Source organism: Gammaproteobacteria bacterium (genome assembly GCA_024235095.1).
Taxonomy (GTDB): domain Bacteria; phylum Pseudomonadota; class Gammaproteobacteria; order Competibacterales; family Competibacteraceae; genus UBA2383.
This window is the reverse complement of the sequence record JACKNC010000001.1, coordinates 937321-962500: the sequence shown is the minus strand read 5'-3', so window position 1 is coordinate 962500 and position 25180 is coordinate 937321. Positions and strand designations below refer to the sequence as shown.

General features: G+C 55.3%; 23 protein-coding genes and 2 rRNA genes (1 of these 25 cut by a window edge). 14 read left to right on the top strand and 11 right to left on the bottom strand.

Features of this window, described 5'->3' with window-relative positions:
• The 10 genes from H6973_04130 to mutM form a co-directional block, all read left to right on the top strand.
• Window positions 1-1245, top strand: a 23S ribosomal RNA gene (locus H6973_04130) (it extends 1669 nt beyond the left edge of the window).
• A gap of 56 nt (window positions 1246-1301) precedes the next feature.
• Window positions 1302-1416: ribosomal RNA gene (rrf, locus tag H6973_04125) — 5S ribosomal RNA — on the top strand.
• A 138-nt stretch (window positions 1417-1554) separates the two neighbouring features.
• A complete protein-coding gene (rpmB, locus tag H6973_04120; GenBank protein ID MCP5124842.1) occupies window positions 1555-1791 on the top strand; it encodes a 50S ribosomal protein L28 in 237 nt (78 codons plus the stop codon).
• Window positions 1792-1803: 12 nt separating this feature from the next.
• Window positions 1804-1959: a 50S ribosomal protein L33 gene (gene rpmG, locus H6973_04115; GenBank protein ID MCP5124841.1), complete on the top strand. Its 156-nt coding sequence runs from the start codon at window positions 1804-1806 to the stop codon at window positions 1957-1959.
• Between the two features lie 10 nt (window positions 1960-1969).
• Window positions 1970-2110 carry a hypothetical protein gene (locus H6973_04110; protein ID MCP5124840.1) on the top strand — a complete coding sequence of 47 codons (141 nt, stop codon included), beginning with the start codon at window positions 1970-1972 and terminating at the stop codon, window positions 2108-2110.
• 128 nt (window positions 2111-2238) lie between these two features.
• Entirely contained in the window at window positions 2239-3168 is a 930-nt protein-coding gene (locus H6973_04105) for an ATP-binding cassette domain-containing protein (protein MCP5124839.1), read from the top strand.
• Complete coding sequence (locus H6973_04100; protein ID MCP5124838.1) at window positions 3165-3917, top strand: ABC transporter permease subunit; 753 nt, start codon at window positions 3165-3167, stop codon at window positions 3915-3917. The genes H6973_04105 and H6973_04100 overlap by 4 nt, the downstream gene beginning before the upstream one ends.
• Before the next feature lie 5 nt (window positions 3918-3922).
• Window positions 3923-5290 carry a GldG family protein gene (locus tag H6973_04095; GenBank protein MCP5124837.1) on the top strand — a complete coding sequence of 456 codons (1368 nt, stop codon included), beginning with the start codon at window positions 3923-3925 and terminating at the stop codon, window positions 5288-5290.
• Window positions 5291-5297: 7 nt separating this feature from the next.
• Entirely contained in the window at window positions 5298-5837 is a 540-nt protein-coding gene (locus H6973_04090; GenBank protein MCP5124836.1) for a hypothetical protein, read from the top strand.
• A complete protein-coding gene (gene mutM / locus H6973_04085) occupies window positions 5837-6652 on the top strand; it encodes a bifunctional DNA-formamidopyrimidine glycosylase/DNA-(apurinic or apyrimidinic site) lyase (protein ID MCP5124835.1) in 816 nt (271 codons plus the stop codon). Before H6973_04090 ends, mutM begins: the two co-directional genes overlap by 1 nt.
• On the opposite strand, the gene H6973_04080 is transcribed toward mutM, so the two are convergent.
• The 5 genes from H6973_04080 to xth form a co-directional block, all read right to left on the bottom strand.
• On the bottom strand, window positions 6649-7992 hold the full coding sequence (locus tag H6973_04080; protein ID MCP5124834.1) for a hypothetical protein: 1344 nt from the start codon (window positions 7990-7992) through the stop codon (window positions 6649-6651). The genes mutM and H6973_04080 overlap by 4 nt on opposite strands.
• A gap of 31 nt (window positions 7993-8023) precedes the next feature.
• Window positions 8024-8650 (bottom strand): cyclic nucleotide-binding domain-containing protein, encoded by a 627-nt coding sequence (locus H6973_04075; GenBank protein MCP5124833.1) that lies wholly within the window; start codon window positions 8648-8650, stop codon window positions 8024-8026.
• Between the two features lie 40 nt (window positions 8651-8690).
• Window positions 8691-10340 carry a GAF domain-containing protein gene (locus tag H6973_04070; GenBank protein MCP5124832.1) on the bottom strand — a complete coding sequence of 550 codons (1650 nt, stop codon included), beginning with the start codon at window positions 10338-10340 and terminating at the stop codon, window positions 8691-8693.
• 336 nt (window positions 10341-10676) lie between these two features.
• Window positions 10677-11714: a dTDP-glucose 4,6-dehydratase gene (gene rfbB / locus H6973_04065; protein ID MCP5124831.1), complete on the bottom strand. Its 1038-nt coding sequence runs from the start codon at window positions 11712-11714 to the stop codon at window positions 10677-10679.
• A gap of 17 nt (window positions 11715-11731) precedes the next feature.
• Window positions 11732-12511, bottom strand: coding sequence for an exodeoxyribonuclease III (xth, locus tag H6973_04060; GenBank protein MCP5124830.1), 780 nt, complete (start codon window positions 12509-12511; stop codon window positions 11732-11734).
• 267 nt (window positions 12512-12778) lie between these two features.
• On the opposite strand from xth, the gene H6973_04055 reads away from it, so the two are divergent.
• A complete protein-coding gene (locus H6973_04055; GenBank protein MCP5124829.1) occupies window positions 12779-13594 on the top strand; it encodes an aldo/keto reductase in 816 nt (271 codons plus the stop codon).
• Here the strand turns inward: H6973_04055 and H6973_04050 are convergent.
• The 3 genes from H6973_04050 to sthA are packed head-to-tail and all read right to left on the bottom strand — an operon-like array spanning window position 13572 to window position 17346.
• Window positions 13572-14783, bottom strand: a complete 1212-nt coding sequence (locus tag H6973_04050) for a pyridoxal phosphate-dependent aminotransferase (protein MCP5124828.1) — start codon at window positions 14781-14783, stop codon at window positions 13572-13574. The genes H6973_04055 and H6973_04050 overlap by 23 nt on opposite strands.
• On the bottom strand, window positions 14780-15928 hold the full coding sequence (locus H6973_04045) for a PilT/PilU family type 4a pilus ATPase (protein ID MCP5124827.1): 1149 nt from the start codon (window positions 15926-15928) through the stop codon (window positions 14780-14782). Before H6973_04045 ends, H6973_04050 begins: the two co-directional genes overlap by 4 nt.
• Window positions 15929-15942: 14 nt before the next feature.
• On the bottom strand, window positions 15943-17346 hold the full coding sequence (gene sthA / locus H6973_04040) for a Si-specific NAD(P)(+) transhydrogenase (protein MCP5124826.1): 1404 nt from the start codon (window positions 17344-17346) through the stop codon (window positions 15943-15945).
• 488 nt (window positions 17347-17834) lie between these two features.
• On the opposite strand from sthA, the gene H6973_04035 reads away from it, so the two are divergent.
• The 3 genes from H6973_04035 (at window position 17835) to H6973_04025 (ending at window position 22326) form a co-directional block, all read left to right on the top strand.
• Window positions 17835-19790, top strand: a complete 1956-nt coding sequence (locus tag H6973_04035; protein ID MCP5124825.1) for a response regulator — start codon at window positions 17835-17837, stop codon at window positions 19788-19790.
• A 93-nt stretch (window positions 19791-19883) separates the two neighbouring features.
• Window positions 19884-20720: a phosphate ABC transporter substrate-binding protein gene (locus tag H6973_04030; protein ID MCP5124824.1), complete on the top strand. Its 837-nt coding sequence runs from the start codon at window positions 19884-19886 to the stop codon at window positions 20718-20720.
• 226 nt (window positions 20721-20946) lie between these two features.
• Window positions 20947-22326, top strand: coding sequence for a leucyl aminopeptidase family protein (locus H6973_04025; protein ID MCP5124823.1), 1380 nt, complete (start codon window positions 20947-20949; stop codon window positions 22324-22326).
• 61 nt (window positions 22327-22387) lie between these two features.
• Here H6973_04025 and H6973_04020 read toward each other — a convergent pair whose 3' ends face one another.
• From H6973_04020 to H6973_04010, 3 genes are all read right to left on the bottom strand, one after another.
• Window positions 22388-23284: a 3-hydroxyacyl-CoA dehydrogenase family protein gene (locus H6973_04020; GenBank protein ID MCP5124822.1), complete on the bottom strand. Its 897-nt coding sequence runs from the start codon at window positions 23282-23284 to the stop codon at window positions 22388-22390.
• A 147-nt stretch (window positions 23285-23431) separates the two neighbouring features.
• The gene (locus tag H6973_04015; protein ID MCP5124821.1) at window positions 23432-24208 is read right to left on the bottom strand and encodes an enoyl-CoA hydratase; all 777 of its coding nucleotides are present in this window, start codon (window positions 24206-24208) and stop codon (window positions 23432-23434) included.
• Window positions 24209-24667: 459 nt separating this feature from the next.
• A complete protein-coding gene (locus H6973_04010; protein ID MCP5124820.1) occupies window positions 24668-25060 on the bottom strand; it encodes a hypothetical protein in 393 nt (130 codons plus the stop codon).
• Window positions 25061-25180: the final 120 nt, after the last annotated feature.

The window sequence follows — 25180 nt, the reverse complement described above, 5'->3', positions numbered from 1 at the left end:
GCAAAATAGCACCGTAACTTCGGGAGAAGGTGCGCCTGTAGTAGGTGAAGCCCCTTGCGGGTCGAGCCGAGGCGGGCCGCAGTGACCAGGTGGCTGCGACTGTTTACTAAAAACACAGCACTCTGCCAACACGCAAGTGGACGTATAGGGTGTGACGCCTGCCCGGTGCCGGAAGGTTAAGTGATGGGGTTAGCCGCAAGGCGACGCTCTTGATCGAAGCCCCGGTAAACGGCGGCCGTAACTATAACGGTCCTAAGGTAGCGAAATTCCTTGTCGGGTAAGTTCCGACCTGCACGAATGGCGTAACGATAGCCACACTGTCTCCACCCGGGACTCCGTGAAATTGAACTCGCTGTGAAGATGCAGCGTACCCGCGGCAAGACGGAAAGACCCCGTGAACCTTCACTACAGCTTTGCACTGGATTTTGAGCCTTCTTGTGTAGGATAGGTGGGAGGCATTGAAGCGGGAACGCCAGTTCTCGTGGAGCCAACCTTGAAATACCACCCTGGAATGCTCGGGATTCTAACCTCGGATCTGAAACGGGTTCAGGGACCGTGCATGGTGGGTAGTTTGACTGGGGCGGTCTCCTCCCAAAGCGTAACGGAGGAGTGCGACGGTACCCTCAGCGCGGTCGGAAATCGCGCGGTGAGTGCAAAGGCACAAGGGTGCTTGACTGCGAGACGGACAGGTCGAGCAGGGGCGAAAGCCGGTCTTAGTGATCCGGTGGTTCCGAAAGGAAGGGCCATCGCTCAACGGATAAAAGGTACTCCGGGGATAACAGGCTGATACTGCCCAAGAGTCCATATCGACGGCAGTGTTTGGCACCTCGATGTCGGCTCATCACATCCTGGGGCTGTAGTCGGTCCCAAGGGTATGGCTGTTCGCCATTTAAAGTGGTACGCGAGCTGGGTTTAGAACGTCGTGAGACAGTTCGGTCCCTATCTGCCGTGGGCGTTGGAGAATTGCGGGGCGCTGTTCCTAGTACGAGAGGACCGGAATGGACGGACCGCTGGTGTACCGGTTGTGTCGCCAGACGCACCGCCGGGTAGCTACGTCCGGACGGGATAACCGCTGAAAGCATCTAAGCGGGAAGCCTCCCCCAAGATCAGTTCTCCCGCGTCCTTGAGACGCCTGAAGGTCCGTGGCAGACCACCACGTGGATAGGCGAGGCGGTGGACGCGCCGTAAGGCGTGAAGCTGACCCGTACTAATCGACCGTGCGGCTTGATCCGCTAACACCCAAGCCTTGGGGGGGGCGATCCCCCTCCCCTCACTCGAATCGCATGTCTCGCCCTTTTTTGCCTGGCGATCCTAGCGCGCGGGAACCACCCGACCCCATCCCGAACTCGGTCGTGAAACCGCGCCGCGCCGATGATCGTGTGAGGTTACTCATGCTAAAGTAGGTCATCGCCAGGCGCCTTCCCCCAAACCCTCACTCGCGCATTGCAGTGAGGGTTTTTTGTGATGCGCAAGCATCTCGTTGTGATGGATTGCAAAATTTGTTATAAGCCCCACACAGTATTAATCCGGTTATGCCGGTTGGAGAGAAATTCAATGTCCAGAGTGTGTCAGGTAACGGGTAAAGGCCCGACTACCGGAAACAATGTATCCCATGCCAATAACAAGACTCGCCGTCGGTTTCTGCCTAATCTGCACGAGCATCGCTTCTGGGTCGAAAGCGAACGGCGCTTCGTAAAGTTGCGCGTGTCGGCGCACGGTATGCGTATTATCGATAAGAAAGGGATTGACGCAGTGCTCACTGAACTGCGCGCCCAAGGCGAGAAATTCTGAGGAGCATTCACCATGCGCGACAAGATCAAACTGGTATCTACTGCAGGTACCGGACATTTCTACACCACCACCAAGAACAAGCGGACCACGCCGGAAAAGCTGGAGATGAAAAAATACGATCCGGTAGTTCGCAAACATGTCCCCTATAAGGAAGCCAAGATCAAGTAGAGGCTGGCTTATGGAGGGTCGTCCGATTGAAATGAACCCGCTGTCAGGCGGGTTTCTCGTTTACGTTTTCCTCGCCATGAGCGCGCTGAAGCTGGCCAAAATATCATTGACATTCAGCAATCCCACCGGCGATATCATCGCTCGCTGGTAGAACATCCACCCTACGTTAGCAACGCTCCACATAATTACCAAGTTCATTAGCACCGCCAAAATTCGCACGCAGAAGCGGGTAATCACATGCAATTCGTCCCATATCGTTCCATGTGTATGGAAGAAGTGATGATGGATGAAATTCTCGTGCAAGTAGAGAGACTAACCCGTTGTTATGGCGATGTGCGGGTGGTTGACGATGTCAGTTTTACCCTGTTTCGCGGACAGATTCTGGGATTTCTGGGTCCCAATGGCGCGGGAAAGTCCACAACTTTGCGCATATTGGCTGGCGTACTGGCCCCGGATGCCGGACGTATTATGATTAATGGCATTGATCTGCTGGACCAACCGGTGCAGGCTAAGCGGGCGCTGGGCTATTTGCCTGAACATCCGCCACTGTACAGCGAACTGACTGTGGATGAGCAACTCCATTACAGCGCGCGTCTACGCGGGCTGAACCACAGAGCCAGCCGTCAGGCCGTGGCGAGCATCAAGCAACGCTGTGGGTTGACCGAGGTCAGTCGCCGTCTGATTGGTCATTTGTCCAAGGGTTACCGCCAGCGGGTCGGCATTGCTCAGGCCGTGCTGCACGATCCAGCAGTGGTAGTGCTGGATGAACCCACGGTCGGACTCGATCCGATCCAGTCACGGGAAATCCGTGAGTTGATTCACGAACTGGGGCAGGAGCGCGGTGTGATTTTGTCCTCGCATCTACTGGCGGAGGTTCAAACGCTTTGCACCCATGTGCAGATCATGCGCACGGGGCGGTTGGTATATGCCAGCACTCTGAGCGACCTGGAATGTCGGCAGTCTACCCGGTTGCGGATTGGTCTGAAAACGCCGCCACCGCTGACTTTTCTGAAGCAATTACCCAGTGTGAACCGGGTCGATGAACTGGGTGAGGGGCGTTTCCGTCTCCATCATAGCGCCGCCACTGCGCTTACGGCATCATTAATTCAGCAGGCCAATGACTGGGGGCTTTGGGAAATGACACCGGAACTTGCCCATCTGGAGCAGGTTTTCGTTGAACTGATTCTGGAAACCGACACGGACCGATGATTCTTACCATTGCCGCCCGTGAATGGCGCAGTCTGTTTCTATCGCCGCTGGCCTGGACTTTGCTGGCAGTGGTTCAGGGACTCCTGGCTTGGATATTTGTGTTGTTGGTGGAGGATTTCCGAAATTTACAGGGGCAATTGACCGGGCTGGATAATGCGCCTGGTGTGACTGATCTGATAGCCGCGCCGTTATTCCGCGTCGCCGCCTGGGTGTTGCTATTGCTGATTCCGCTATTGACCATGCGCCTGTTTAGTCAGGAACGCCGAACCCGTACCCTCGATCTGCTGTTCTCAGCTCCGGTGGGGATTCCTGCGATTGTGTTGGGCAAGTATTTGGGGGCGCTGACTTTTTTTCTAAGCGCCATCGCCTTGATCACATTGATGCCGCTGTCGCTGGCTGTCGGCGCCACCCTTGATTTTGGCAAATTGCTGTCGGGAGCGCTGGGGCTAACCCTGCTGACGGCGGCGGCAACTGCGGTCGGTCTGTATTTGTCCACGTTGACGACCCAGCCCGCTGTAGCGGCGGTCGCGACGCTAGGGGTATTACTGGCGCTGTGGATGGTGGACGCGGCCCGCGTTGATCAAACAGCCAGCAGCAATCTGTTAGGCTATCTATCACTGCGGCGTCATTATGATTCCTTCCTGCTTGGGTTATTCGACAGCACTGACTTTGCCTATTATTTTCTATTCAGTCTGGCGTTTCTAGGCCTAGCGATTCGTCGGCTGGATGATCTGCGCTTGCGGGATTAATCCCCATGCGCCTTGATTCCTCTGTGCGTCGCCGACTATGGCTTCAGCATCTGCTATTTCTACTGCTGTTTAGCCTGGTGATCGGCCTTTTAGCCTGGCTGAGCGTCCGCTATCCGGTGCAGGCTGACTGGACCGCCAGTGGTCGCAATACCTTGTCCGAAGCCAGCCAGGCATGGTTGATGCGCCTCGATGGACCGGTCCGCATAACAGCCTATATCCACGATCATTCGCCACTCCGGGAGGGCATTAGCCGGTTAGTCGACCGCTATCGGCGTTACAAGCCTGATATGACGCTGACCTTCGTTAATCCCGATCTGTTGCCGGATCAAGTGCGTCAACTGGGAATTACCGAGGATGGTGAGTTATCCGTGGAATACGCCGGACGCCGTGAAACATTGCAACACCCCGGCGAACAAGCCTTGACCCAGATATTGCAGCGCCTGAGCCGCCGTCAGGATCGGCTCGTGCTGTTCCTCGAAGGTCATGGTGAACGCCAACCACAGGGCGTTGCTAATCACGATCTGGGCGCGTTCGGGCGCGAATTGGCGAAAATTGGCATCCAGACGCGTGGACTCAATCTGGCGACAGAACCGGATATCCCCGCTGATGCCGATGGACTGGTGATCGCTGGACCGCAAATAGCATTAGCAGTGGGTGAAATCCGGGTCCTGCTTAGCTATGTGCAACGCGGCGGCCATCTGCTGTGGTTGCTGGAGCCAGAGGACCCCTCTGGCCTGCACGCGCTGGCGGCGTTGCTAGGGATCACCCTTCTACCGGGCGTGGTGGTGGATGCGGATACGCTCCGACTGGGCATTCACCATCCAACCTTTATTCCCATCGCCGATTATGGCCCCCATCCGATCACCGCACCCCTGCGCGCTCCCGCTCTGCTGCCCCAGTCGGTCGCCTTGGACAGCCAACCGTTAGCCGGTTGGCAAACGGACGTACTGCTGGAAAGTCGGTCTTCCAGTTGGAGCGAAACCGGCGCGCTGGAAGGTCAGATTCAGTTCGATCCGAATACCCTTGAGCGACCGGGTCCACTGATCTTAGGATTGGCGCTATCTCGGCTAAAACCTGGTGAAGAACCTGGAGATGCCGCCCGGCAACGGGTGGTTATCATCGGCGATGGTGATTTTCTATCCAACACCTATTTGGGTAATGGCGCTAATCTGGAACTGGGTTTGAATATTTTTAATTGGCTGGTGCTGGATGAGGCGTTGATTGCGCTTCCGCCCCGATCCGTTCCCGATCCAACTCTGCGCCTTTCGGAAAGCGCTCTGGCGCTACTGGCGGCGCTGTTCCTGGTGATTTTGCCCGCAGGACTGATGAGCAGCGGCTGGCTAATCTGGTGGTTCCGCCGCCGGCGACGTTGAGTTGATCATGAATGCGCTGACGCGACAGTGGGCGGTTAATCTGGGGCTGCTAATTCTGGCGGGTGGATTGGTGATGCTGGAACTTTTGGGGCCAAGCCAGGAATCGTCGGTGATTCCATCGCTGTTAGAGGTATCGCCTACTGAAATAAAACACATCGAAGTGCTGCGGCCAGATCAGGAAACGATAGCATTTACACAACAGGAGGGACGCTGGTGGATGACCGCGCCCAACAGTGGGCCTGCCAATCCAATTTTAATCAACCAGTTGCTTCAAGAAGCAACCATGCATTGTCCACGTCGATATCTGGGCGGAGAGCTTGATCTGAAAGCGTTATCCCTTGATCCACCCCGGTTGCGACTCAGGTTCGACAGTCAGGAAATCCGCTTCGGCGCGACTGCGCCCACCGATGGTTTGCGCTATGTGCAAACCGGAGCGATGGTTCATCTCTGCCCTGATCGCCTATATCGGTTGCTAACCAGCGCGGCGGCAAGTTTTCTGGCGCCGCCCATTGAATCCCGGCAGTCGCTTGCTCCAAAGAGTCAATGATGCCTGAATTGCCTGAAGTCGAAACCGTCCGGCGCGGCATTGCCCCTCACCTCATCGGTCAACAGGTCGTTCGCGTTGTAGTGCGGCAACCCCGGTTACGCTGGCCAGCGCCGGATGAATTGGCAACGGTATTGTCTGGACAGATCTTTCAACAGGTCGAAAGACGGGCTAAATATCTGTTGCTGCATACCCATATCGGAACCGTCATCTTTCATCTGGGCATGACCGGACGTTTACGCATCTTGCGCGCCGACACGCCTTATGAAAAGCATGATCACGTTGATCTGACGCTATCTAATGGTCACTGTCTGCGCTTCAACGACAGCCGTCGCTTCGGGGCTGTATTGTGGACGGTCGAGCCGCCAGAGCGGCATCCCCTGCTTCGGGCGCTGGGGCCGGAACCACTGGACAAGGGATTTTCCGGTGACTGGTTGCACCAGCGAGCACGAGGTCGCTTAATAGCAGTCAAGCCTTTCATTATGGATAACCATATCGTGGTCGGCGTGGGCAACATCTACGCCAGTGAATCGCTGTTCGCCGCCCGAATCAACCCTTTGCGCCCGGCTGGACAAGTGGCGCTGGATGAGTACCAGCGGTTAGCAGAAACCATCTGCGAGATTTTAGGCGAGGCCATTCGCCAGGGCGGTACGACCTTGCGCGACTTTGTCGGCGGCGAGGGTAAACCCGGTTACTTTCAACAACAGTTATGCGTTTATGGTCGCTACCAATTGCCCTGCCGGGTTTGTGGGGAGCCGATTGACCGCTGCCGGCTGGGGCAACGGTCGACCTATTTTTGTCCGCGTTGTCAGCTTTAACGGGTTTCGGTCGGCTCTGAAGATTCAATCACGGGGGGTATCGTAGTGGATGACTCGGCGGCAGGCGGGACGGGCGGCGGGGGTGAACTACCTGGCGATGGCTCGGTGACCGATGGCATGACGGGTGAATCATTGGCAGGTTCAACGACAGGCGTAGCCGGTGGCGGTGGCGGTGGTGCGGGTTTCCTAACTGTCGGAGTGTAAATCACGGCTACCGCGACCCGGTCCTCCTCGCCAAAGCGCTTGATCGCCGCTGATGAGGGCAGATTTCCCTCAACCAGCGTTTGCAACCCTGGGTCATCCTTGGCCGAAGCCATGACCAAATCACGAATTTGCCTGAAACGGTTGGCGCTGGGTTCGTTATCATCATAGCCACTGGCAGCGGTTCTGACCTCTCTTTGGCTGATCTCGTCCAAGTTGTGTTGCCATCGGGTATCATCACCGATCGCCAGACCAATGATGGCTTCAGTAGCGCGCGCCGTGGCGATTTTCTCGGCATCAACGCGAAGCTTGTCCTGGGCCGCTGCATTCGGATGTACCCCAATCAGGTTAATGGCATAGCCCACCAGTGTGAGTTCGCCCGACGCATTGACCACAATCAACCGGTTGCCGACCGGCGGAATTAAACCGGCCTGTATTTCAGCCAACAACTGCGCCAGTCCTTCCTGAATCGACGTTGCTTCGATAGCGTTCGCCGCAGGACGGGTTAGCTGGGTCGCAGTTTTTAAAGTAGTGACCAGGTTGACCTGGATCGAGTGCGAGTGCTTGGCGGTATCTTCTTCGACCGAATAAGCGACGAAACCGCGCGCCAGAATACGCAACGCCTGTTCCCATTTTTCCGCATCGTTAGTCGCCAGATTGATCAACGCCAACTGGATCGAACTATCCTGTTCCAGACGTTTCGCAACAGCGCGTCGCGCCTCTGGCGACAACGCGCGCAAACAGCCTGCCAACTGGGTTCGGGCATCAGTAAACGCCTTGAAGCGGGCTTCTTGTTGAGAGCGGCGCAATGTCACGGGATTATCAGAGGCGGAATAGTGGATGTTGCTGGCAGCCACCCAGCCGAAATCTGTTCCATAACGGATCATCCAGCAGCCCGAAGTTTTCTGATTGATTGCGGCGATGATGGCTGTTTGCGCGTTTTTCGCCTGAAACGCTGGTTTCCCGGTGAGTTCATCCTTCTTCACCAGGCGCACCCGGCCAGAATTGCGTAGCGTTGAGCGTGAGGTGGTTGCCTGCAACGGTACGATGAATTCCTCTGGAGCCGATTTGCTGGCTGGCGCAGGCGACATCCACGACATAGCGCCTAAAAAAATTCCAAGAATCAATGCAGAGTGCATGATGATATCCTCCAAGGCATAGCCGATAGCGTCAGGCCATCGACAATGGTTCAGTCGCGCCTCCCAGCCGCGACAGTTTTTCCTTGGTGCGCCGCAGTTGTTCAATGGCCAATTCCAGTTCGTCATCCATCTTTTCTTGACCGGAGTCTTGCCGCAATTCCTTCAGCTTGCATCGGGTCGTTTCGAGTTCTTTAACAGCCAGAGCCAGTTCATCAGTGGTTTTCTTCAGTCGTTCAGCGATGACCTGAGCAATAAAACGGTAAAGCAAAGCGTAATAGGCATCCTGGTCCTCAGAGGGCAGATTTTCCAGAGCGCTTGGATTGAGTTCCAGGCACCAGGTCAGCTTGGCGGCGATGACCGAGGCAGTGCGCGGCTCATGGTCCAGCGCGGAAATTTCGCCAAACACCTCTCCTACCTGGTCGAGCACCGCGATAGATCGCTGGTTCTTGACGACGCGCACTTTGCCGTTGATCAGTACGTACAGATGATCTCCGAATTCGCCTTCGGGAATAATAACCTCATCCTGGCCATAGACCAGCATGCGGCTGGCATTGAGGATTTCCTTGAGAGGCTCCCCCGCGAAGGCGCGCAATAGCGGAATGCGTTTAAATTGTTCACTTAACTTGCTCAGGGCGTCGCCGCTTTTATAAATTTGCATGTCGAGTTTCCTGGAGAGCGGAGAACAATGCAGCCAATCATCAAGGGGTATAACCCGGAATTTGGCTAATGTCTATCGCATCCATTTGCTCCGGTTGCACCCACTGGCGGGCATAGTCCAGCCAGACTCCTTCTCGAACGAACGCATCGAACAAATCGGAATCGATTTCATGGTCTTGCACCATTCGGCCAAGAATAGTGAGTACTTCGCTCATTTTCTTTCCCGGTTTATAGGGGCGGTCGCGCGCGGTCAGCGCTTCGAATACATCGGCCAGGCAGATAATGCGTGAGGGTAACGGTAACGATGATTCATTCAAACCCCGATGGTAGCCGTGGCCATCGAGTTTTTCATGATGGCTGCCGGCATATTCGGCGACATTGCGCAGGTTTTTGGGCCACGGCAGTTGATTGAGCATCCTCATGGTGAGTGCTACATGCTCCTCGATGATGGCGCGTTCCGCCGGATTCAAGGTGCCTCTGGCAATACAAAGGTTATGAACCTCGTCCTCGGACAGGAAGGCGCTATCCTGACCATCGGGTCCGACCCAGCGGCGGGCGGCGATTTGTCGAATCCGCTCCTGATCTGCGGCGCTCATGAACTCGCCGCCAATATTGTTGTGGCGCACGTAGGCGCGTTCCTCCTCCAATTGAGTCAATTTTTCACTAAACTGCTGTTCCAAGCAGGAAATAGTGGTCAGATCGCCACTTTCCAGGGCAGTCAGTTTCCCCTTAAGCATTTCAATTTCGGCATCACGCTTGAGCACCTCAAAGCGAGTATCCACCAAGTGAATGCGGTCAAAGAGGGTTTCGAGTTTAGTTGCTTTGTCCACTACATGTACAGGAGTGGTGATCTTGCCGCAATCATGTAAAAGTCCGGCGATCTTGAGTTCGTACAATTCCTCCGGAGTAGGACAGAAATCCTTGAGCCGACCTCGTTTAGAGCGTTGAGCAGCCTCGGCGATCATCATGGTGAGAATCGGCACCCGTTGGCAGTGCCCGCCGGTGTAAGGAGATTTATGATCGATAGCGGTGTTAATCAGGGCAATTAGTGCTTCGAACAGATTCTCAAGTTGCTTGATCAGTTGCCGGTTCGTCAACGCGATGGCGGCCTGGGAGGCCAGTGATTCTGCTAGTTGCCGGTCGGCGGGTGAAAAGGTGCGCACCTGTCCGGTTTTCGGATCGAGAGCGTTGATGAGTTGAAAGACGCCGATGATTTCCTCCTCATGATTCTTCATCGGCACCGTCAGGAAGGAGCGGGAACGATAGCCGGTATGTTGATCAAAGCGGTGGGTTCCTGAGAAATCGAAACTTTGTTCGACATAGGCATCGTCAATCACCACCGTGGTATTGTTCAGTACGGCGTAAGTGACCACCATGCCGGTATTTGGTTGACCGGAAGCATCATGGAGTGGAATAAAGCGGGGAAAGCCATCAGGGAAATCAGTACCCGTGGCGCCGCCAATATGGATATGCAACGAATCGTTGTAGACCACATCGAAACGAAGTTGTTGGCGACCTTGCTCTTCCACCAGTCGGTATAACGTACCCCCGTCCGCATTGAGCAGGCGCTTGGCGGCGATCAGGATGATGTCCAGCAGCTTTAGCGTATCCCGCTCCTTGGACAATGCAATGCCGATGCGGTTAAGATGTTCCAGACGCTGTAGAAGATTACTGGAATTAGAGAGTTGCATTGGCGCTCCTTGTGTTTCGGGCTGGACAGCGATCAACGGTATTCACATAGTATAGCGATGCAATGGCGCCCCTTGACGACAATGCCGGAGGGCCTCTCTATTAGGGTAACTCGCAATAAATATCTAGTGTTGCTAGTGTAGAAATCAGGTCAGATTTTAAGCAAGAAATTGATTTTGCTTAATTAATATAAAATTAATTGTTCTGGGATGTAGGGATTGTTATTAGCGAGACAATGATAGGTTGGGCATAAGCGGAGCGTTGCCTGACAAGAGTTCGCCGGTCGAGCGCGTTCGGGGCCAGACCTGCGAAAAATCCTGTCCCATACCTGTCAAAACTCAGCCGGTCATGCCGCCCCAAGCGGGATCAGCAGCATGGCGCTTGAGATACCAGTCCACGGTTTTAGCAATACCGGTTTGGAAAGTTTCCAGCGGTTGCCACTCCAGTTCGCGATCCATCTTACTGGCGTCGATAGCGTAGCGCCAGTCATGACCTGGCCGGTCGGTTACAAAGGTAATCAATCGTTCATGCGGTGCGTGCTCCGGGCGACGCTCATCAAGTAACTGGCAGATCAGCCGAGTAATATTGATGTTCGCCCATTCATTGCAACCCCCTATGTTATAGGTTTCTCCTAATCGGCCCTGGCGAATGACGGTTTCGATGCCTCGGCAGTGATCTTCAACATAGAGCCAGTCGCGGATATTGCTGCCATCGCCATAGACCGGAATCGGGGTTTGCAGCAGGCAGGAGCGAATGACCGTTGGAATAAACTTCTCGCCGTGTTGGAAGGGACCGTAGTTGTTGGAGCAATTAGTAGTGACGACCGGCAGGCCATAGGTGTGGAAATAAGCCCGCACCAGATGATCGGAGCCGGCTTTGGAGGCGGAGTAGGGGGAATTGGGCGCGTAAGGAGTCGTTTCGGTGAATGGCGGGTCGCTGAGCTGGAGCGTACCGTACACCTCGTCGGTGGAAATGTGGTGGAAGCGGGGAGATTCAGCAATTTTTTCCTCCAACCAGGCGATGCGCGCCGCTTCCAGAAGGGTAAATGTTCCAACCAGATTGGTCTGCACAAACGCCGCAGGCCCAGTGATCGAACGGTCGACATGGCTCTCGGCGGCGAAGTGGGCAATGGTGTCAATCTGATGCTCGCGCAGCAGGCGGTCGACCAGCGCCCGATCGCAAATATCGCCCTGGATGAAGAGATGTCGGGCGGGATCAGGCAGGTCGCACAGGTTGTCCATTGAACCCGCGTAGGTTAGCAGGTCAAGCGTGACAATGCGGATATCGGGATCAGCAACCAGCAGATAGCGGACGAAGTTGCAGCCGATGAAGCCGGCGCCGCCGGTGACGAGAACATTGCGTGGATGGTGGTTCATGAGCAAGGCATCAGGTATCAGGCATCAGAGGGTGCTGTGAATTCAGCCACGACAGGGGCATGATCAGAAGGACGTTCCAGTTGACGCGGTTTCTTGTCCACCCTACAGGCGACGCAGTCCGCCGCCAGCGCCGGGCTGACCAGAATATGGTCAATACGCAAGCCAAGATTACGCCGGAATGCAGCAGCGCGGTAGTCCCACCAGCTAAAACTGTGCTCTTCCTGAGGGAACAAACGAAAGGCGTCGCGCAGTCCCAGATTCAATAGCCGTTCAAACGCCGCTCGCTCGGATTTGCTACACAGCACCTGCCCGGTCCAGGCTACTGGATCATGCACATCGCGATCTTCTGGGGCAATGTTGAAATCGCCCAGGATGACAAGTTTTGGATAACGCGCCAACTCGGTTTCCACCCAGGCGATAAGTCTTTCGAGCCAAGCGATTTTGTAGGCGTATTTGTCGGAACCGACCGACTGACCGTTGGGGATGTAAAGATTAATAGCGCGCAGTTCGCCCAAGGTCGCGCCCAGCACCCGACGTTGCGGATCATCCATGTTCGGCAGGTCGGTGATCACATCGCTGGCCGGCAACCGGCTGAGAATTGCTACGCCATTGTAGGTCTTCTGCCCGGCAAACACGGATTGATAGCCAGCGTTGGAGATATCCAGAGTCGAGAAATCGGCGTCGATCAGCTTGGTTTCCTGGAGGGCCAACATATCAGGCTGGTGCTGTGCGAGCCAGTCCAGCACCTGTGGTAAGCGCACTTTCAAGGAGTTGACATTCCAGGTCGCAATTTTAATTTTCACTTCATCGAACTCTATATGATCTAAAAAATACTTCAAATTCAGTTTATAATCACTCTTGCCATCCCATACGCTATCGTGTTATCTCATAGCATTGCCTATGATTTGTGGTAGTCCTGCAGGTTATAGTGAACCTTTATACAGCAGAGATCGACAAGATTTTGTTATAATGATGGATAAAACACCAGATCGCTCCAATATGATTTTCGATCTTTTGAGGGATTACCTATTAGCTGTAATGCCCTTGAATGGTAAACGCATCTGATGATAACAAGCATGAGATTACCAGGATCAACCAGTCTGCAGGTGAGTCCGCTAGGGCTGGGTACAGTCAAATTCGGTCGTAACCAGAGTGTCAAATATCCTCGACCATTTGAACTGCCTTCGGATCAGGAGGCGCTGACGTTGCTGGAGCTGGCCTGGGATCTGGGCATTAATCTGCTGGATACAGCGCCGGCTTACAATAAAAGCGAGGAACGGCTAGGCCGGTTGCTGCGACAATGCCGACGGGACTGGGTGATCGTGACCAAAGTCGGCGAAGAATTCCACGATGGCGTCTCCAGATTCGACTTCTCAGCTGCCGCTGCCTACGCCAGCGTGGAGCGCAGTCTACGGCGATTGGGAGTGGAGACGCTGGATGTAGTGTTGATCCACTCCAGCGGTGACGACCTGGCTATCCTGGAGCAGGAGGAGGTGTTGCCGACCCTGCGCGATCTGCAGCAGGCGGGTTTAATCCGCGCGGTAGGAATGTCCAGCAAGACCGTTGCCGGCGGCTTGCGGGCGGTGGAGTGCTGTGATGCGGTGATGGTCACTTATAATCTGGCCCAGCGCGAAGAATTGCCCGTTATCCAGGCTGCTCACGCCGCGGGCAAGGGCGTGTTCATCAAGAAGGGCTTGCTCAGCGGCCATCTCGATCTGGTAGAGAGCACTGACCCGGTGCAGTCTGCGCTGAATCTGATTTTCGCGGAACCGGGGGTCAGCAGCGTAGTAGTAGGAACGCTGAATCCGGAGCATTTGCGGGCCAACATGACGGCGGCGGAACGCGCTTTACAACACGTCAATTCTGTAACGCCTGTCTGATGCGCTCTACGCCCTTCTCCAGCTGCGGGATGGCGTTGGTGTAAGCAAAACGCACATGCTGGCTCGCGCGATGGCAGCCGAAGTCAATGCCGGGAGTGATGGCGACGCCCGCTTTATCCAGCAAGCGCAACGCAAAGTCGTAGCTGTCGTCGGTGAAACGGCCACAATCGGCATAGAGATAGAATGCGCCATCTGGAGTCACGGGCATGACAAAGCCCAGTTCGCGCAGGGCGGGCAGCAGAAAATCCCGCCGCGCCTGGAATTCCCGACACCGCGCCTCGAAAATCGCCTGCGCCTTTGGGGTAAAAGCGGCCAGCGCGGCGTGTTGCGCCGGGGTAGACGCTGCTAGAAACAGGTTCTGCGCTAGCTTTTCGGCAGCGTCAACACTGTCCTCGGGAGCGACCAACCAACCTAGCCGCCAACCGGTCATTCCGTAATACTTGGAAAAACTGTTGACCAAAAAGACCTGGTCCGAATACGCCAGCGCGGTTTGCAGCGGCGCGCTATAGACCAGCCCGTGGTAAATCTCGTCCATGATCACTCGCCCACCGCGCGCCTCAACCGTTGCGACAATTGCCGCCAGTTCCTCGGGAGGAACCACGGCGCCCGTGGGATTAGCCGGCGAGGCCAGCAACACCGCTACCGTCTGCGTATCCCAGTATTGTTCAACCAGACTTGCAGTGAGTTGATAGCCGGTCTCCGGTCCGACCGGAATCCCGACGGTTTCGCCCTCCACCAGCCGCACAAAATGCCGGTTGCAGGGATAGCCCGGATCAGCCACCAATACCCGGTCGCCAGGATTAATCAACACCGCCGTAGCCAATTGCAACGCGCCAGATGCGCCGGGGGTGATGAGAATACGCCGGGCTGGAACCGCGACCTGGTAGCGCTCCCGGTAATGAGTACTGATCGCCTGGCGCAGTGCCGACAGACCGGCAGCGGGGGTATAACGAGTGCGTCCTTCCGCCAGCGCTTGTTGACCTGCGGCGATGATCGGCTCCGCTGCTGGAAAATCCGGCTCGCCGATTTCCATGTGGATGATGGAACGGCCTGTCGCCTCCAGTTCCTGGGCGCGCGCCAATAGCGCCATGACATGAAACGGCGCAATATCCGCCATCCGCCGGGCGAGTCCGATGAACTCTCCTCTCCTAGCTGGGAAGGGGGGCTGGGGGCGAGGAGGGATATTCATATCCCAAACATCCGATTCTTTTCCTGATCATCGTCGTGAAGCACCAGATCAGCGATGTTAGCCGACGATTTGTTGCTCGACTCCATCCCTTCCGCCAGCCGGATTTGCAGGCCGACGTTGTTCTTGGAATCTGCATTCTTAATCGCCTCATCCTTGGAAATCTTGCCTTCCTTATACAGCTTGAACAGCGCTTGGTCAAAAGTCTGGGTGCCGGCTTCCGTGGATTGTTCCATAGCGTCCTTGACGTAATCGATCTTGCCCTTTTGGATCAGGTCAGCAATGTAGGGCGTGTTTAGCAGGACCTCTACTGCAGGCACCATGCCGCCGTTCAGGGCGCGCACCAGGCGTTGGGAGATGATGGCGCGCAGGTTCAGCGACAGGTCCATCAACAACTGAGGCCGGGCATCCTCGGGGAAAAAGTTGACGATGCGCTCCAGCGCTCCATTCGCGTTGTTGGCGTGCAGGGTGGACAGCACCAAATGGCCGGTTTCCGAGAACGTCAACACATATTTCATCACATCGCGTTCGCGAACTTCTCCGACCAGGATCACGTCCGGCGCTTCGCGCATGGCGCTGCGCAACGCATACTCGTAGCTATGAGTGTCAATGCCGATTTCACGCTGAGCGATCACCGATTTTTTATGCTGGTGGGTGAATTCAATCGGATCCTCGATGGTGATGATATGCCCTGGCGAACTGGAGTTGCGATGATCGATCATTGCCGCCAGGGTGGTCGATTTACCCGAGCCGGTCGCGCCGACCAGCAAAATCAGGCCGCGCTTTTCCATCACGATCTGGCGCAGCAGCGGCGGCAGGCCCAGTTCCTCGACCTGGGGGATGTCGCCCTTGATGTAGCGGATCACCATCGATACTTCGCCGCGTTGCTTGAACACGTTGGCGCGGAAGCGGCCTACGCCATGCAGCGGGATGGCGAAGTTGAGTTCCCAGTCGTGTTCGAAATCCTTGATTTGGTCATCTTTCATCACCGAATAGGCGACTTCGCGCACGCCGCCGGGACCCAGCACTTTATTACCAATGGGCCGGACTACGCCGCCAATCTTGATATTGACCGGCGCGCCCACATGGAAAAACAGGTCAGAGGCTTCCTTGTCAACCATAAGTTTGAGATAGGGAGTGATATCCAAGATAGAGTCCTCTCTCAGGCCAACCGATTCAGACCGTTGAGCGCCGCAACCCGGTACGCTTCGGCCATGGTGGGGTAATTGAAAGTCGTGTTAACAAAATACTGAATGTTGTTGGCTTCACCCTGTTGCGCCATGATGGCTTGGCCGATATGCACGATTTCCGCCGCCTGGTCGCCAAAACAGTGGATGCCCAGAATTTCCAGCGTATCGCGGTGAAACAACAGCTTCAAAATCCCAACAGTGCGTCCGGTGATCTGGGCGCGCGCCAGGCTCTTGAAATAGGCGTGTCCGACTTCATAGGGAATCCGCGCTTCAGTCAGTTCGCGCTCGGTGCGGCCAATGGAACTGATCTCGGGTGAAGTATAAATGCCGGTCGGGATGTAATCCACCAGGTGATGGTCGCAACTGCCTTGCACCAGATGCGTTGCGGCGAAACGGCCCTGATCATAGGCGGCGCTGGCCAGACTCGGGTAGCCGACCACATCGCCAACCGCGTAGATGTGCGGCAGGGCGGTGCGGTAGTTGTCATCAATTTTAATCTGGCCGCGATTGTTCGGGGTGATGCCCAGCTCCTCCAAGCCCATGTTCGCCGTGTTGCCAGTGCGGCCATTCGCCCACAACAGCGCGTCCGCCTTGATCTTCTTGCCAGACTTGAAGTGCATGAACATGCCATCCGGCAAACCTTCGACGCTTTCATATTCCTCGTTATGGCGAATCATCACCCCCTGGTCGCGCAAGTGATAGCTGAGCGCGTGGCTGATCTCATCGTCGAGGAAGGAAAGCAACTGCGAACGAGTATCCACTAGATCCACTTTGCAGCCCATATTGCGGAAGATGCTGGCGTATTCGCAACCGATCACTCCAGCGCCATAGATCAGGATCGAGCGCGGCGTGGTGGACATGCTGAGAATCGTGTCGCTGTCGAAGATGCGCGGATGGTTGAAATCGATATCGCGGGGCCGGAAGGGATGAGAACCGGAGGCAATGACAAAACCGTCGGCGGCCAGCACCGCCGGTTCGCCCTGATTGCCAGCGCGAACTTCCAGGGTATGCGCATCGAGAAATTTGGCATGACCGTGATAGAGCGTGACTCGGTTGCGTTCGTAGAAATCCCGGCGCATAGCGGTCTGACGGGCGATGACTGATTCTGCGGAGCGCAGCAATTCGGGATAGGACAGTTTCAGGGCATGTCCCAGGGCGCTGCGGAAGGTCGCGCTGGTGTTGAATTCCAGCATTCGATTAATAGCGTGCCGCAGGGCCTTGGAGGGAATGGTGCCCCAGTGCGTACAACCGCCCCCCACCAGGTGATGCTTCTCGATCACGGCTACGGATTGACCTTCCTTAGCGGCTTTCATGGCGGCCCCTTCTCCTCCCGGGCCGGTGCCAATTACGATGACATCATAATGCGGGTCGTTCATGCGTCGCGCTCGTCGCTGGTTGGGGCGGAAATTGGCTGATGAGAGTTTCCGCAATTTTGCAGTTTCTATGGATGATAGCACTGATGCCGGGACAGCAGCGAGTGAGATCAGGCCATCCATTCAAACATTCCTTTACTCCATCTCTGAAGACCCTAGTCGCGGTCAGAATGGGTCCAAGAGCGTCCGAATCCCGGCCACGCATGAAGGGATGGGCTTGACGATGCAGTCATCGTGCTTTGAAGTGGGCTTTGGGCCACGGTCGCGTTTTTTCCTGCTTCTGGGAAAGTCCTTTCATAGGCTACCTTAATCCACCTTGCCTTTCGATCAAAATCGGATTATGTTTATTTATAAATATAAATCAAAAGTATAAATCTGAAAAATAGAATTGGTAGCGAGTAATCCAAAGTGTCTTACAGAAAGACCGAAATATCGTTGTGTTACAAAATCGACAAGTTATCTTTTTCGCGAAGCAGCCGGGCTGGCGCCTTATGAGCATTACCAACCTGTTCAAAAAGAACAGCCTTGCCTACCGGCTTCTCGTGCCAACGGCCATCCACATGGCCGTTCTCATCCTGGTGGTGGCGATAGCCATTTTTATGATTTTCCACCGCTACGCGCTCAACCAAGTTCAGGAAGTCAAGCATAATATTGGGGAGCAGATATTCAATACCCTCAATCAATCGTTTTTCATGGCGAGCCGGACTGCCAAGTCCAAGGGAGTATTTATCCAAAAGGCCAAGGGCATGGCAAACATAGAAACCTTTTCCAGAAACATGATACTTTGGGCACAAATCAGTGAAGGAGACAGAATCATTTACGAGATAGACAATACGTCCATATTCGCTAATCGCGCGTCACTGGCTGAGTCCAAACTGGTAAATATGTTGGCCAAGGTATTTCGTATCGATTACTCCGAATCTTTATATTTCAAACCCTGGGACTGGCGGGTTGATTTTATTATGGACGATAGCGCATATTATGAGTTTATGGGTGACGCGCTATATGTACTTGCTGGTCTCGCCATACTATTGATCGCCGCAATTGTTATGCTTGTGCTGACCATAGTAAATACTGTTTCGAAACCGATTCGCCAGTTGATTGAACCTGTCCAATGTGGCGCAAAACCCGATTACAAGGGAATTAATGAGTTTGAATTTCTAAGTAAAACCATCGCCGATTTCATAGAGGAACGGATTAATACCGAAGAAACGCTCCAATTGGCAAAAAGGCAGGCCGAGGTTGCCAACCAGGCAAAGTCTCTGTTCCTGGCCAACATGAGCCATGAGATCCGCACGCCGATGAACGGCGTGATCGGCATGAGCGAGGCGCTGCTCAAAACGCGCCTGACCGATGAACAGCGCCGAATGGCTCAGGTCATCTACGACTCCGCCCAGGCGCAGCTCGGCATCCTCAACGACATCCTTGATTTCTCCAAGATCGAGGCCGGCAAGCTCCACCTTTCCGTCGAACCCTTCGCTCTGACTGACATGGTCGAGAAGACCTGCGCCGCCCTCGCCGGCCAGGCCCGGCAGAAGGCGGTGACGCTGCGCCATGCGGTGGATCCGGACATCCCCCACATCCTCAAGGGCGATGCCCTGCGGGTGCGCCAGATCCTCACCAACTTCCTCTCCAACGCCATCAAGTTTTCCAGCGGTCTGGACCGCCCCGGGGAGGTCACGGTGACCGTCCGGTTGGCCGAAGGAGAAGGCGATCCGGTTTGGGTCACGCTGTCGGTGCGCGACAATGGCATCGGCATGGACGCGGAAACCATCGACCGCGTCTTCCATCCCTTCACCCAGGCCGACACCTCGACTACGCGCCAGTACGGCGGCACCGGGCTGGGGCTGGTCATCAGCACGCGGCTGGTCGAGGCGATGGGCGGTGCGATTCGGGTGGAAAGCATCTCGGATGTCGGCAGCACCTTCACCGCCCGGTTGCCCTTTCCCCGTGCTGACAAGGCCAAGCTGATGGCCACCGCCACCGATACCGGGGACCTGTCGCTGGCCCAGACGAGCCTTCCCAGCCGCGAGGAGGCCATCCGCCAGGGGCGGCTGATCCTGGTCGCCGAGGACAATGAGACCAACCAGGCGGTAATCGAGCAGCAGCTCACCCTGCTGGGCTACTGCTGTGACATCGCCGCCGATGGGCGCGAGGCCTTTGGTAAATGGCTGAACGGCGACTATGGGCTGCTGTTGGCCGACATCCATATGCCGTACATGGATGGCTACCAGCTCACCCAGGCGATCCGGGATGAGGAGGCAAAACGCGGCGCCGGCCGCACGCACATTCTGGCCCTGACGGCCAATGTGTTGAAGGGCGAAGCCGAGCGCTGTCGGGCCGCCGGTATGGACGAGTACCTGGCCAAGCCAACGCCCTTATCCCAACTCAATGAGTGCCTCATCAAATGGTTGCCGACCGCGACCGACGAGGCAGCGGTTCAGTAGAATTTTTGAGATAAGGTTTTTAATCAGACATTTGGGTAAGAAGTCACATTATAATGATAACTGAACTAAAGCAATACCGTATGGAGATTTGTTATGAAAGTTCTAAACATTGTCGGCTTGATGGCTTCAACTTTGCTGTTCTTTTCGCATGCTGTAGCCGACGGTCTTGAAAGCTTCAACCAATTAGAAGGCAATATTTTGATTGCCGGCGGCACGGCCCATCTGCCGATCATGTACGAGCTAAAGCACAGAATCGAAGAGTTCAATCCGAATATCCATATCCTGGTCAGAGGCGGCGGCTCCACCTTTGGCATCGAGCAGATTGGCAAGGGCCTCATCGACATCGGCAACGCAGGACGCTTGCTGAAGCCGAAGGAGCAGCAGCATTATGATCTGCAAACGATACCCCTTGCCATCGATGCGATCGCCGTGGTTGTCCATCCATCGAATCCCATATCGAATTTGTCCACTGATACCGTAAGGAAGATTTACGCCGGTGAAATCACCAACTGGAAGCAGGTCGGGGGAGACGACAGCCCGATCTCGCTGTACGACCGAAACGCCGGAAGCGGAACCCGGTCCGTCTTCCTCAAAAAGGTTATGCCCAACGAGACTCCAACAACGACGGCTAATATTATCGACGACCACGATAAAATGAAGGTAGTGGTATCCTGGGACAAAAATGCCCTTGGTTACATGAGCCTTGGGCATGTCGACGAGTCCAAGGTGAAGCCCCTTGCCTTGAATGGTGTGGTGCCCAACTTCTCCAATGCACAATCAGGAAAGTACATTCTTGCCCGTAAAATATACATATATCTTCCTGCCGACATAACAAAGGTAAGTGAACTCACCAGGCGGTTCGTCGAATATTTGTTGAGTCCTGATGGCGCCGAGATCATCCGACACAACGGATACATCCCGGTGAAGTAAGAGTGCCTCTGATATCAATCGTTAACGAAGTCTTCTCATTATCCCCTAACCGCCGCTAGCTGGCCTCTTGGGCAATGGGGTCGAGAACCGCCCGCTCAGGCCACGCTGACGGACTCAACAGGTGCTGTAACGCTTGGTGATCCGCTTCCGGCGCCCCCGCTTCCATCCGCTCCATAATCTGATAAAGCAGCGCTAAAAACCCTACTTTTTGTAGAACTGAAAACTCATGAACAACGTAATCTCAAGTCGTACTAACGGCAATATTCCCGTGATCCCGGTCACCGAGAGCGAGTTCGCAACCTGGCTGGAACAGCAGGATGAACCCTTGCGCCGTTGGTTGAGCGCGACCAGCTTCAAAGCCAAGCCGGGTCAATTCAGCCTGGTTCCCAGCGTGGAGGGTCAGCTGCGAGTCGTGATTATCGTGATCGGCAAAGCTGACCACCTGTGGGCGCTGGGCGGTCTGCCCACGGTGTTACCCGAAGGCGATTACGCGCTGGAAGCGGCATTTGACCCCCAGCAGCTAGAGCGGTTAACCCTGGGCTGGGCGTTAGGCGCCTATCAATTTACTCGCTACAAGGCGTCCAAACGTACCATCGCGCGGCTGGCGCTGAATCCCGTTTGCGACGCTGACCGTATTCAGCGCATGGTCGATGCGGTTACTCTAGTTCGCGATCTGATCAATACCCCGGCGGAAGATTTGATGCCGGAGCAGCTTGCCGAGACGATGCAAACGCTTGCCCAACAATTCAGTGCGACGTTCGAGCAAACGGTTGGCGAGGAGCTGCTGACGCGCAATTTTCCGCTCATTCATGCTGTGGGCCGGGCCAGCGCCCATCCGCCCCGCTTGTTGGATCTGCGCTGGGGCGATCCGGGGCACCCCAAAGTAACTCTGGTTGGCAAAGGCGTCTGTTTCGACAGCGGAGGACTGGACTTGAAGCCATCCAGCGCCATGCGGTTGATGAAGAAGGATATGGGGGGGGCGGCGACCGCGCTGGGTCTAGCTCGCCTGATCATAAGCGCTCGACTGCCGGTGCGGTTGCGCCTGCTGGTCGCGGCGGTGGACAATGCGGTGGCGGGCAACGCGTTTCGACCCGGCGATGTTGTTCGCTCGCGCCAGGGATTAACCGTGGAAATTCACAATACCGACGCCGAAGGCCGCCTGATCCTTAGCGATGCCCTGGCCGAAGCGGGTGCTGAGCAACCAGCGGTTATCATTGACTTCGCTACATTGACTGGCGCGGCGCGAGTGGCGCTGGGAACACAAGTACCGGCGCTATTCTGCAATGACGAGACGCTTGCATCCGGTCTGCTGGCGGCGGCGGAACGCGAACAGGACCCCTGTTGGCGATTGCCGTTGTATTCCCCTTACCGCGAAATGCTGGATAGCAAGATCGCCGATCTCGCCAACGCCTCGGATTCTTCGTATGCTGGAGCCATTACCGCAGCGCTGTTTTTGAAGGAATTTGTACCGGACGGCATTCCATGGGCGCATTTTGATCTGATGGCATGGAACCTCAAAACGCAACCCGGACGCCCGGAAGGCGGCGAAGCGATGACTCTGCGCGCGGTGTTTAGCTGGCTGGAACAGCGCTATGGCGGGTGGTAACCCATGAACCGGCTTCCAACCGGGTCGCCCGACTGGAAGCGTTTCTTGCATCAATAGGTCATCATGCAACTGGATGACGCAACGCCGGATTCGGCATCGGCGGCTTGGTTGAATAATCGTAGAAACCCTTGCCGGTCTTGCGGCCCAGATAGCCGAGCTGGACTAACCGGGTCAGAGTATGTGGCGAAGATACATGGGGCTGATGCATGTCCTGATAAATGTTCAGCGTCATGGCTTCCACAACATCCAAACCGATGTAATCAGCCAGTTCAAACGGCCCCATTGGATGTCCGGCGCCCGACTTCATCGCGTGATCGATGTCGCCAATCGTGCCCGTCCCCATTTCCAGGAGGCGGATAGCGCTCAGCATATAAGGCGTTAGCAGGCGGTTAACGATAAAACCCGTCGTGTCTTGCACAATAACCGGGTCTTTGCCCAGTTTCTTGCAAAACGTATCGAGCGTTTCAATCGCGTCATCGGAAGTCTCAAAGCCGTGAATGATCTCGACCAGTTTCATCACGGGCGCCGGGTTAAAGAAGTGCAGACCCGCCACCCGGTTGCGATGCTCGCAGACCGCCATCATTGCGGTCACCGAAAGCGTCGAAGTATTCGTGGTCAGCAGCGCCTGTGGCGAGACGATACCCTCCAGCCGCTGAAAGAGCGCTTTCTTGGTGTCCAGATCTTCAATAATGGATTCAATGATCAAATCGCAACCCGCAACCTCTTCTTCCTGAGTTGTGAATTGCAACAGGCTGAGGGTTTCGTCTTTTTTCTCGGCGGTCATTTTGCCGCGTTCGACCATCTTGCCCAATGATTTTTCCAGTCCTGAGCGAATCTTGTCTGTTGAACCCGGCGTCGCTTTAACCGCGACCGTCGGCATGCCCGACTGTGCGCAGACCTGCGCTACGCCCAATCCCATCGCTCCACAACCCATTACGCCAACTTTTTTGATTTCCATTGTCTATTCCTTCTAGATTTTAACAACACGAATTCCTGGCGACCGAGAAGCGCCAGGCATTAACAACATCAAACATAGTGGATTTAATCAACGATCCGGTCAACCCAATCCACGGCGCGTCACTGGCCGGATCAGTCTCTTCAAACCTTAGAGGTGCTTGAACTGCGCCGCGCGTTTGCCGGCAAACGCTTCCATGCCTTCCTTCTGATCCTCGGTTGCGAATACCGCATGGAAAGTCCGGCGCTCGAACAACAGCCCCTCGGCAAGACTCGTTTCATAAGAGCGGTTGACGCATTCCTTGGTCATCATCACCGCTGGCAGCGAATAGCCCGCAATCGTCTCGGCGGTTTTAACCGCCTCCTCAATCAGTTCGGCAACCGGCACGATTCGGCTGACCAGACCGGCGCGCTCAGCTTCCTCAACATCCATCATCCGCCCGGTCAGACAGAGTTCCATGGCTTTGGACTTGCCGACCAGCCGGGTCAGGCGCTGGGTGCCGCCAGCGCCGGGCAGAATGCCCAGCTTGATTTCCGGCTGACCAAATTTGGCAGTATCAGCGGCCAGAATGAAATCGCACATCATCGCTAGCTCGCAACCACCGCCCAGCGCATAGCCGGCTACTGCAGCAATCACCGGCTTGCGGCAACGGCTGACCCGCTCCCAGTTGCGGGTGATGAAGTTGGCCTTATAGGCGTCCATGTAGGAGTAATCTTTCATGCCCTTGATGTCAGCGCCAGCGGCAAACACCTTCTCGCCGCCGGTCAGGACGATAGCGCGAATCGCCTCATCCGCTTCGACAGCATCCAGCGCCTGGGTCAGCTCATCCATCAGATCGTTGGACAAGGCATTAAACGCCTTGGGCCGGTTCAGGGTAATCAGGGCGACCGGGCCGCGGGTTTCGACCCGGATATTTTCGTAATTCATGCTTTATTCTCCTTACCGAACGGTGATGGGCGAGGCCAGTTTGATTCTGGGGGCAACCGCCACAGCGCGGATTGCACGAGAACGCCGTGCGCGATTCGCTTTTGCCTACAATAAGTGATGGCAAATGATACCACAGGCCAGAATGAACCGGGTTAGCAAGAATTCAAGCAGAATAACAGAGGGAAATGCAAATACTGACGATGACTTGAAGAAGATAGAGAGGGGATAAGTCTGAGCGGGCGCTACAAACCGGTCAATCATGACCGGCTCCTAAAGAATCTATCTCTTATTGTCTTGCTCGCCGTTATCCCTACATTCCGGGTCATGGCTATTCACTGCAGCGGTACGCGGTGCGTACCCTACTTTTGAATGATCGGTATCAACGTCGTCGACGTAGTCGATGCAGGGTACGCACCGCGTACCTTGGAATGCAGGCTAAACAGGTTGCCAGACTATAATCTAGCGTTTCAGATCGTAATTCAGCTCTTTAACTGGCACCAGAGAAGGATTGACTATTGGCATGCCGATCCCATTGGCAAAATCCCGCGGATCTATCAGCTGCGTCGCGGGTGATGTCTGAACTGATTGGATATCTTTTGTCTGCGGCGTGGCAGCAGCTCGCACCGGAGTGCGCGGCGCCTGGATGGTTACCGGAAATCGCCAGATCGTTGCAGGCTCGCGTGCATAAGTAATCTCTTCTTTTGGCGCTGCTAAACGGGTCGATTCATGCAATATCGATGGTGATGGATAAGATTCGGATTGCTGCGGCAGGGGAATCCAGTAGGAAACTGCAGCGAGCGCCATAGCCAGCATCAAAATAATAAGTTGTTTGCGGTGGATCTGCGTGTTCATCAAAACTGGCTCCTGTAATCCAATCCTAAAATGATTTGTTACTTATTACAATTTATTTGGTATGCAAACATCGTACCTAATTTTCAGTTTGCCTTGAGAGCCTTGTTAGATAATGAATTT

Bases quoted from the DNA above. Each gene is read 5' to 3' on its own strand.
- rpmB (MCP5124842.1), top strand. From the start codon at position 1,555: ATGTCCAGAGTGTGTCAGGTAACGGGTAAAGGCCCGACTACCGGAAAC.
- rpmG (MCP5124841.1), top strand. From the start codon at position 1,804: ATGCGCGACAAGATCAAACTGGTATCTACTGCAGGTACCGGACATTTC.
- H6973_04110 (MCP5124840.1), top strand. From the start codon at position 1,970: ATGGAGGGTCGTCCGATTGAAATGAACCCGCTGTCAGGCGGGTTTCTC.
- H6973_04105 (MCP5124839.1), top strand. From the start codon at position 2,239: ATGATGGATGAAATTCTCGTGCAAGTAGAGAGACTAACCCGTTGTTAT.
- H6973_04100 (MCP5124838.1), top strand. From the start codon at position 3,165: ATGATTCTTACCATTGCCGCCCGTGAATGGCGCAGTCTGTTTCTATCG.
- H6973_04095 (MCP5124837.1), top strand. From the start codon at position 3,923: ATGCGCCTTGATTCCTCTGTGCGTCGCCGACTATGGCTTCAGCATCTG.
- H6973_04090 (MCP5124836.1), top strand. From the start codon at position 5,298: ATGAATGCGCTGACGCGACAGTGGGCGGTTAATCTGGGGCTGCTAATT.
- mutM (MCP5124835.1), top strand. From the start codon at position 5,837: ATGCCTGAATTGCCTGAAGTCGAAACCGTCCGGCGCGGCATTGCCCCT.
- H6973_04080 (MCP5124834.1), bottom strand. From the start codon at position 7,992: ATGCACTCTGCATTGATTCTTGGAATTTTTTTAGGCGCTATGTCGTGG.
- H6973_04075 (MCP5124833.1), bottom strand. From the start codon at position 8,650: ATGCAAATTTATAAAAGCGGCGACGCCCTGAGCAAGTTAAGTGAACAA.
- H6973_04070 (MCP5124832.1), bottom strand. From the start codon at position 10,340: ATGCAACTCTCTAATTCCAGTAATCTTCTACAGCGTCTGGAACATCTT.
- rfbB (MCP5124831.1), bottom strand. From the start codon at position 11,714: ATGAACCACCATCCACGCAATGTTCTCGTCACCGGCGGCGCCGGCTTC.
- H6973_04055 (MCP5124829.1), top strand. From the start codon at position 12,779: ATGATAACAAGCATGAGATTACCAGGATCAACCAGTCTGCAGGTGAGT.
- H6973_04050 (MCP5124828.1), bottom strand. From the start codon at position 14,783: ATGAATATCCCTCCTCGCCCCCAGCCCCCCTTCCCAGCTAGGAGAGGA.
- sthA (MCP5124826.1), bottom strand. From the start codon at position 17,346: ATGAACGACCCGCATTATGATGTCATCGTAATTGGCACCGGCCCGGGA.
- H6973_04035 (MCP5124825.1), top strand. From the start codon at position 17,835: ATGAGCATTACCAACCTGTTCAAAAAGAACAGCCTTGCCTACCGGCTT.
- H6973_04030 (MCP5124824.1), top strand. From the start codon at position 19,884: ATGAAAGTTCTAAACATTGTCGGCTTGATGGCTTCAACTTTGCTGTTC.
- H6973_04025 (MCP5124823.1), top strand. From the start codon at position 20,947: ATGAACAACGTAATCTCAAGTCGTACTAACGGCAATATTCCCGTGATC.
- H6973_04020 (MCP5124822.1), bottom strand. From the start codon at position 23,284: ATGGAAATCAAAAAAGTTGGCGTAATGGGTTGTGGAGCGATGGGATTG.
- H6973_04015 (MCP5124821.1), bottom strand. From the start codon at position 24,208: ATGAATTACGAAAATATCCGGGTCGAAACCCGCGGCCCGGTCGCCCTG.
- H6973_04010 (MCP5124820.1), bottom strand. From the start codon at position 25,060: ATGAACACGCAGATCCACCGCAAACAACTTATTATTTTGATGCTGGCT.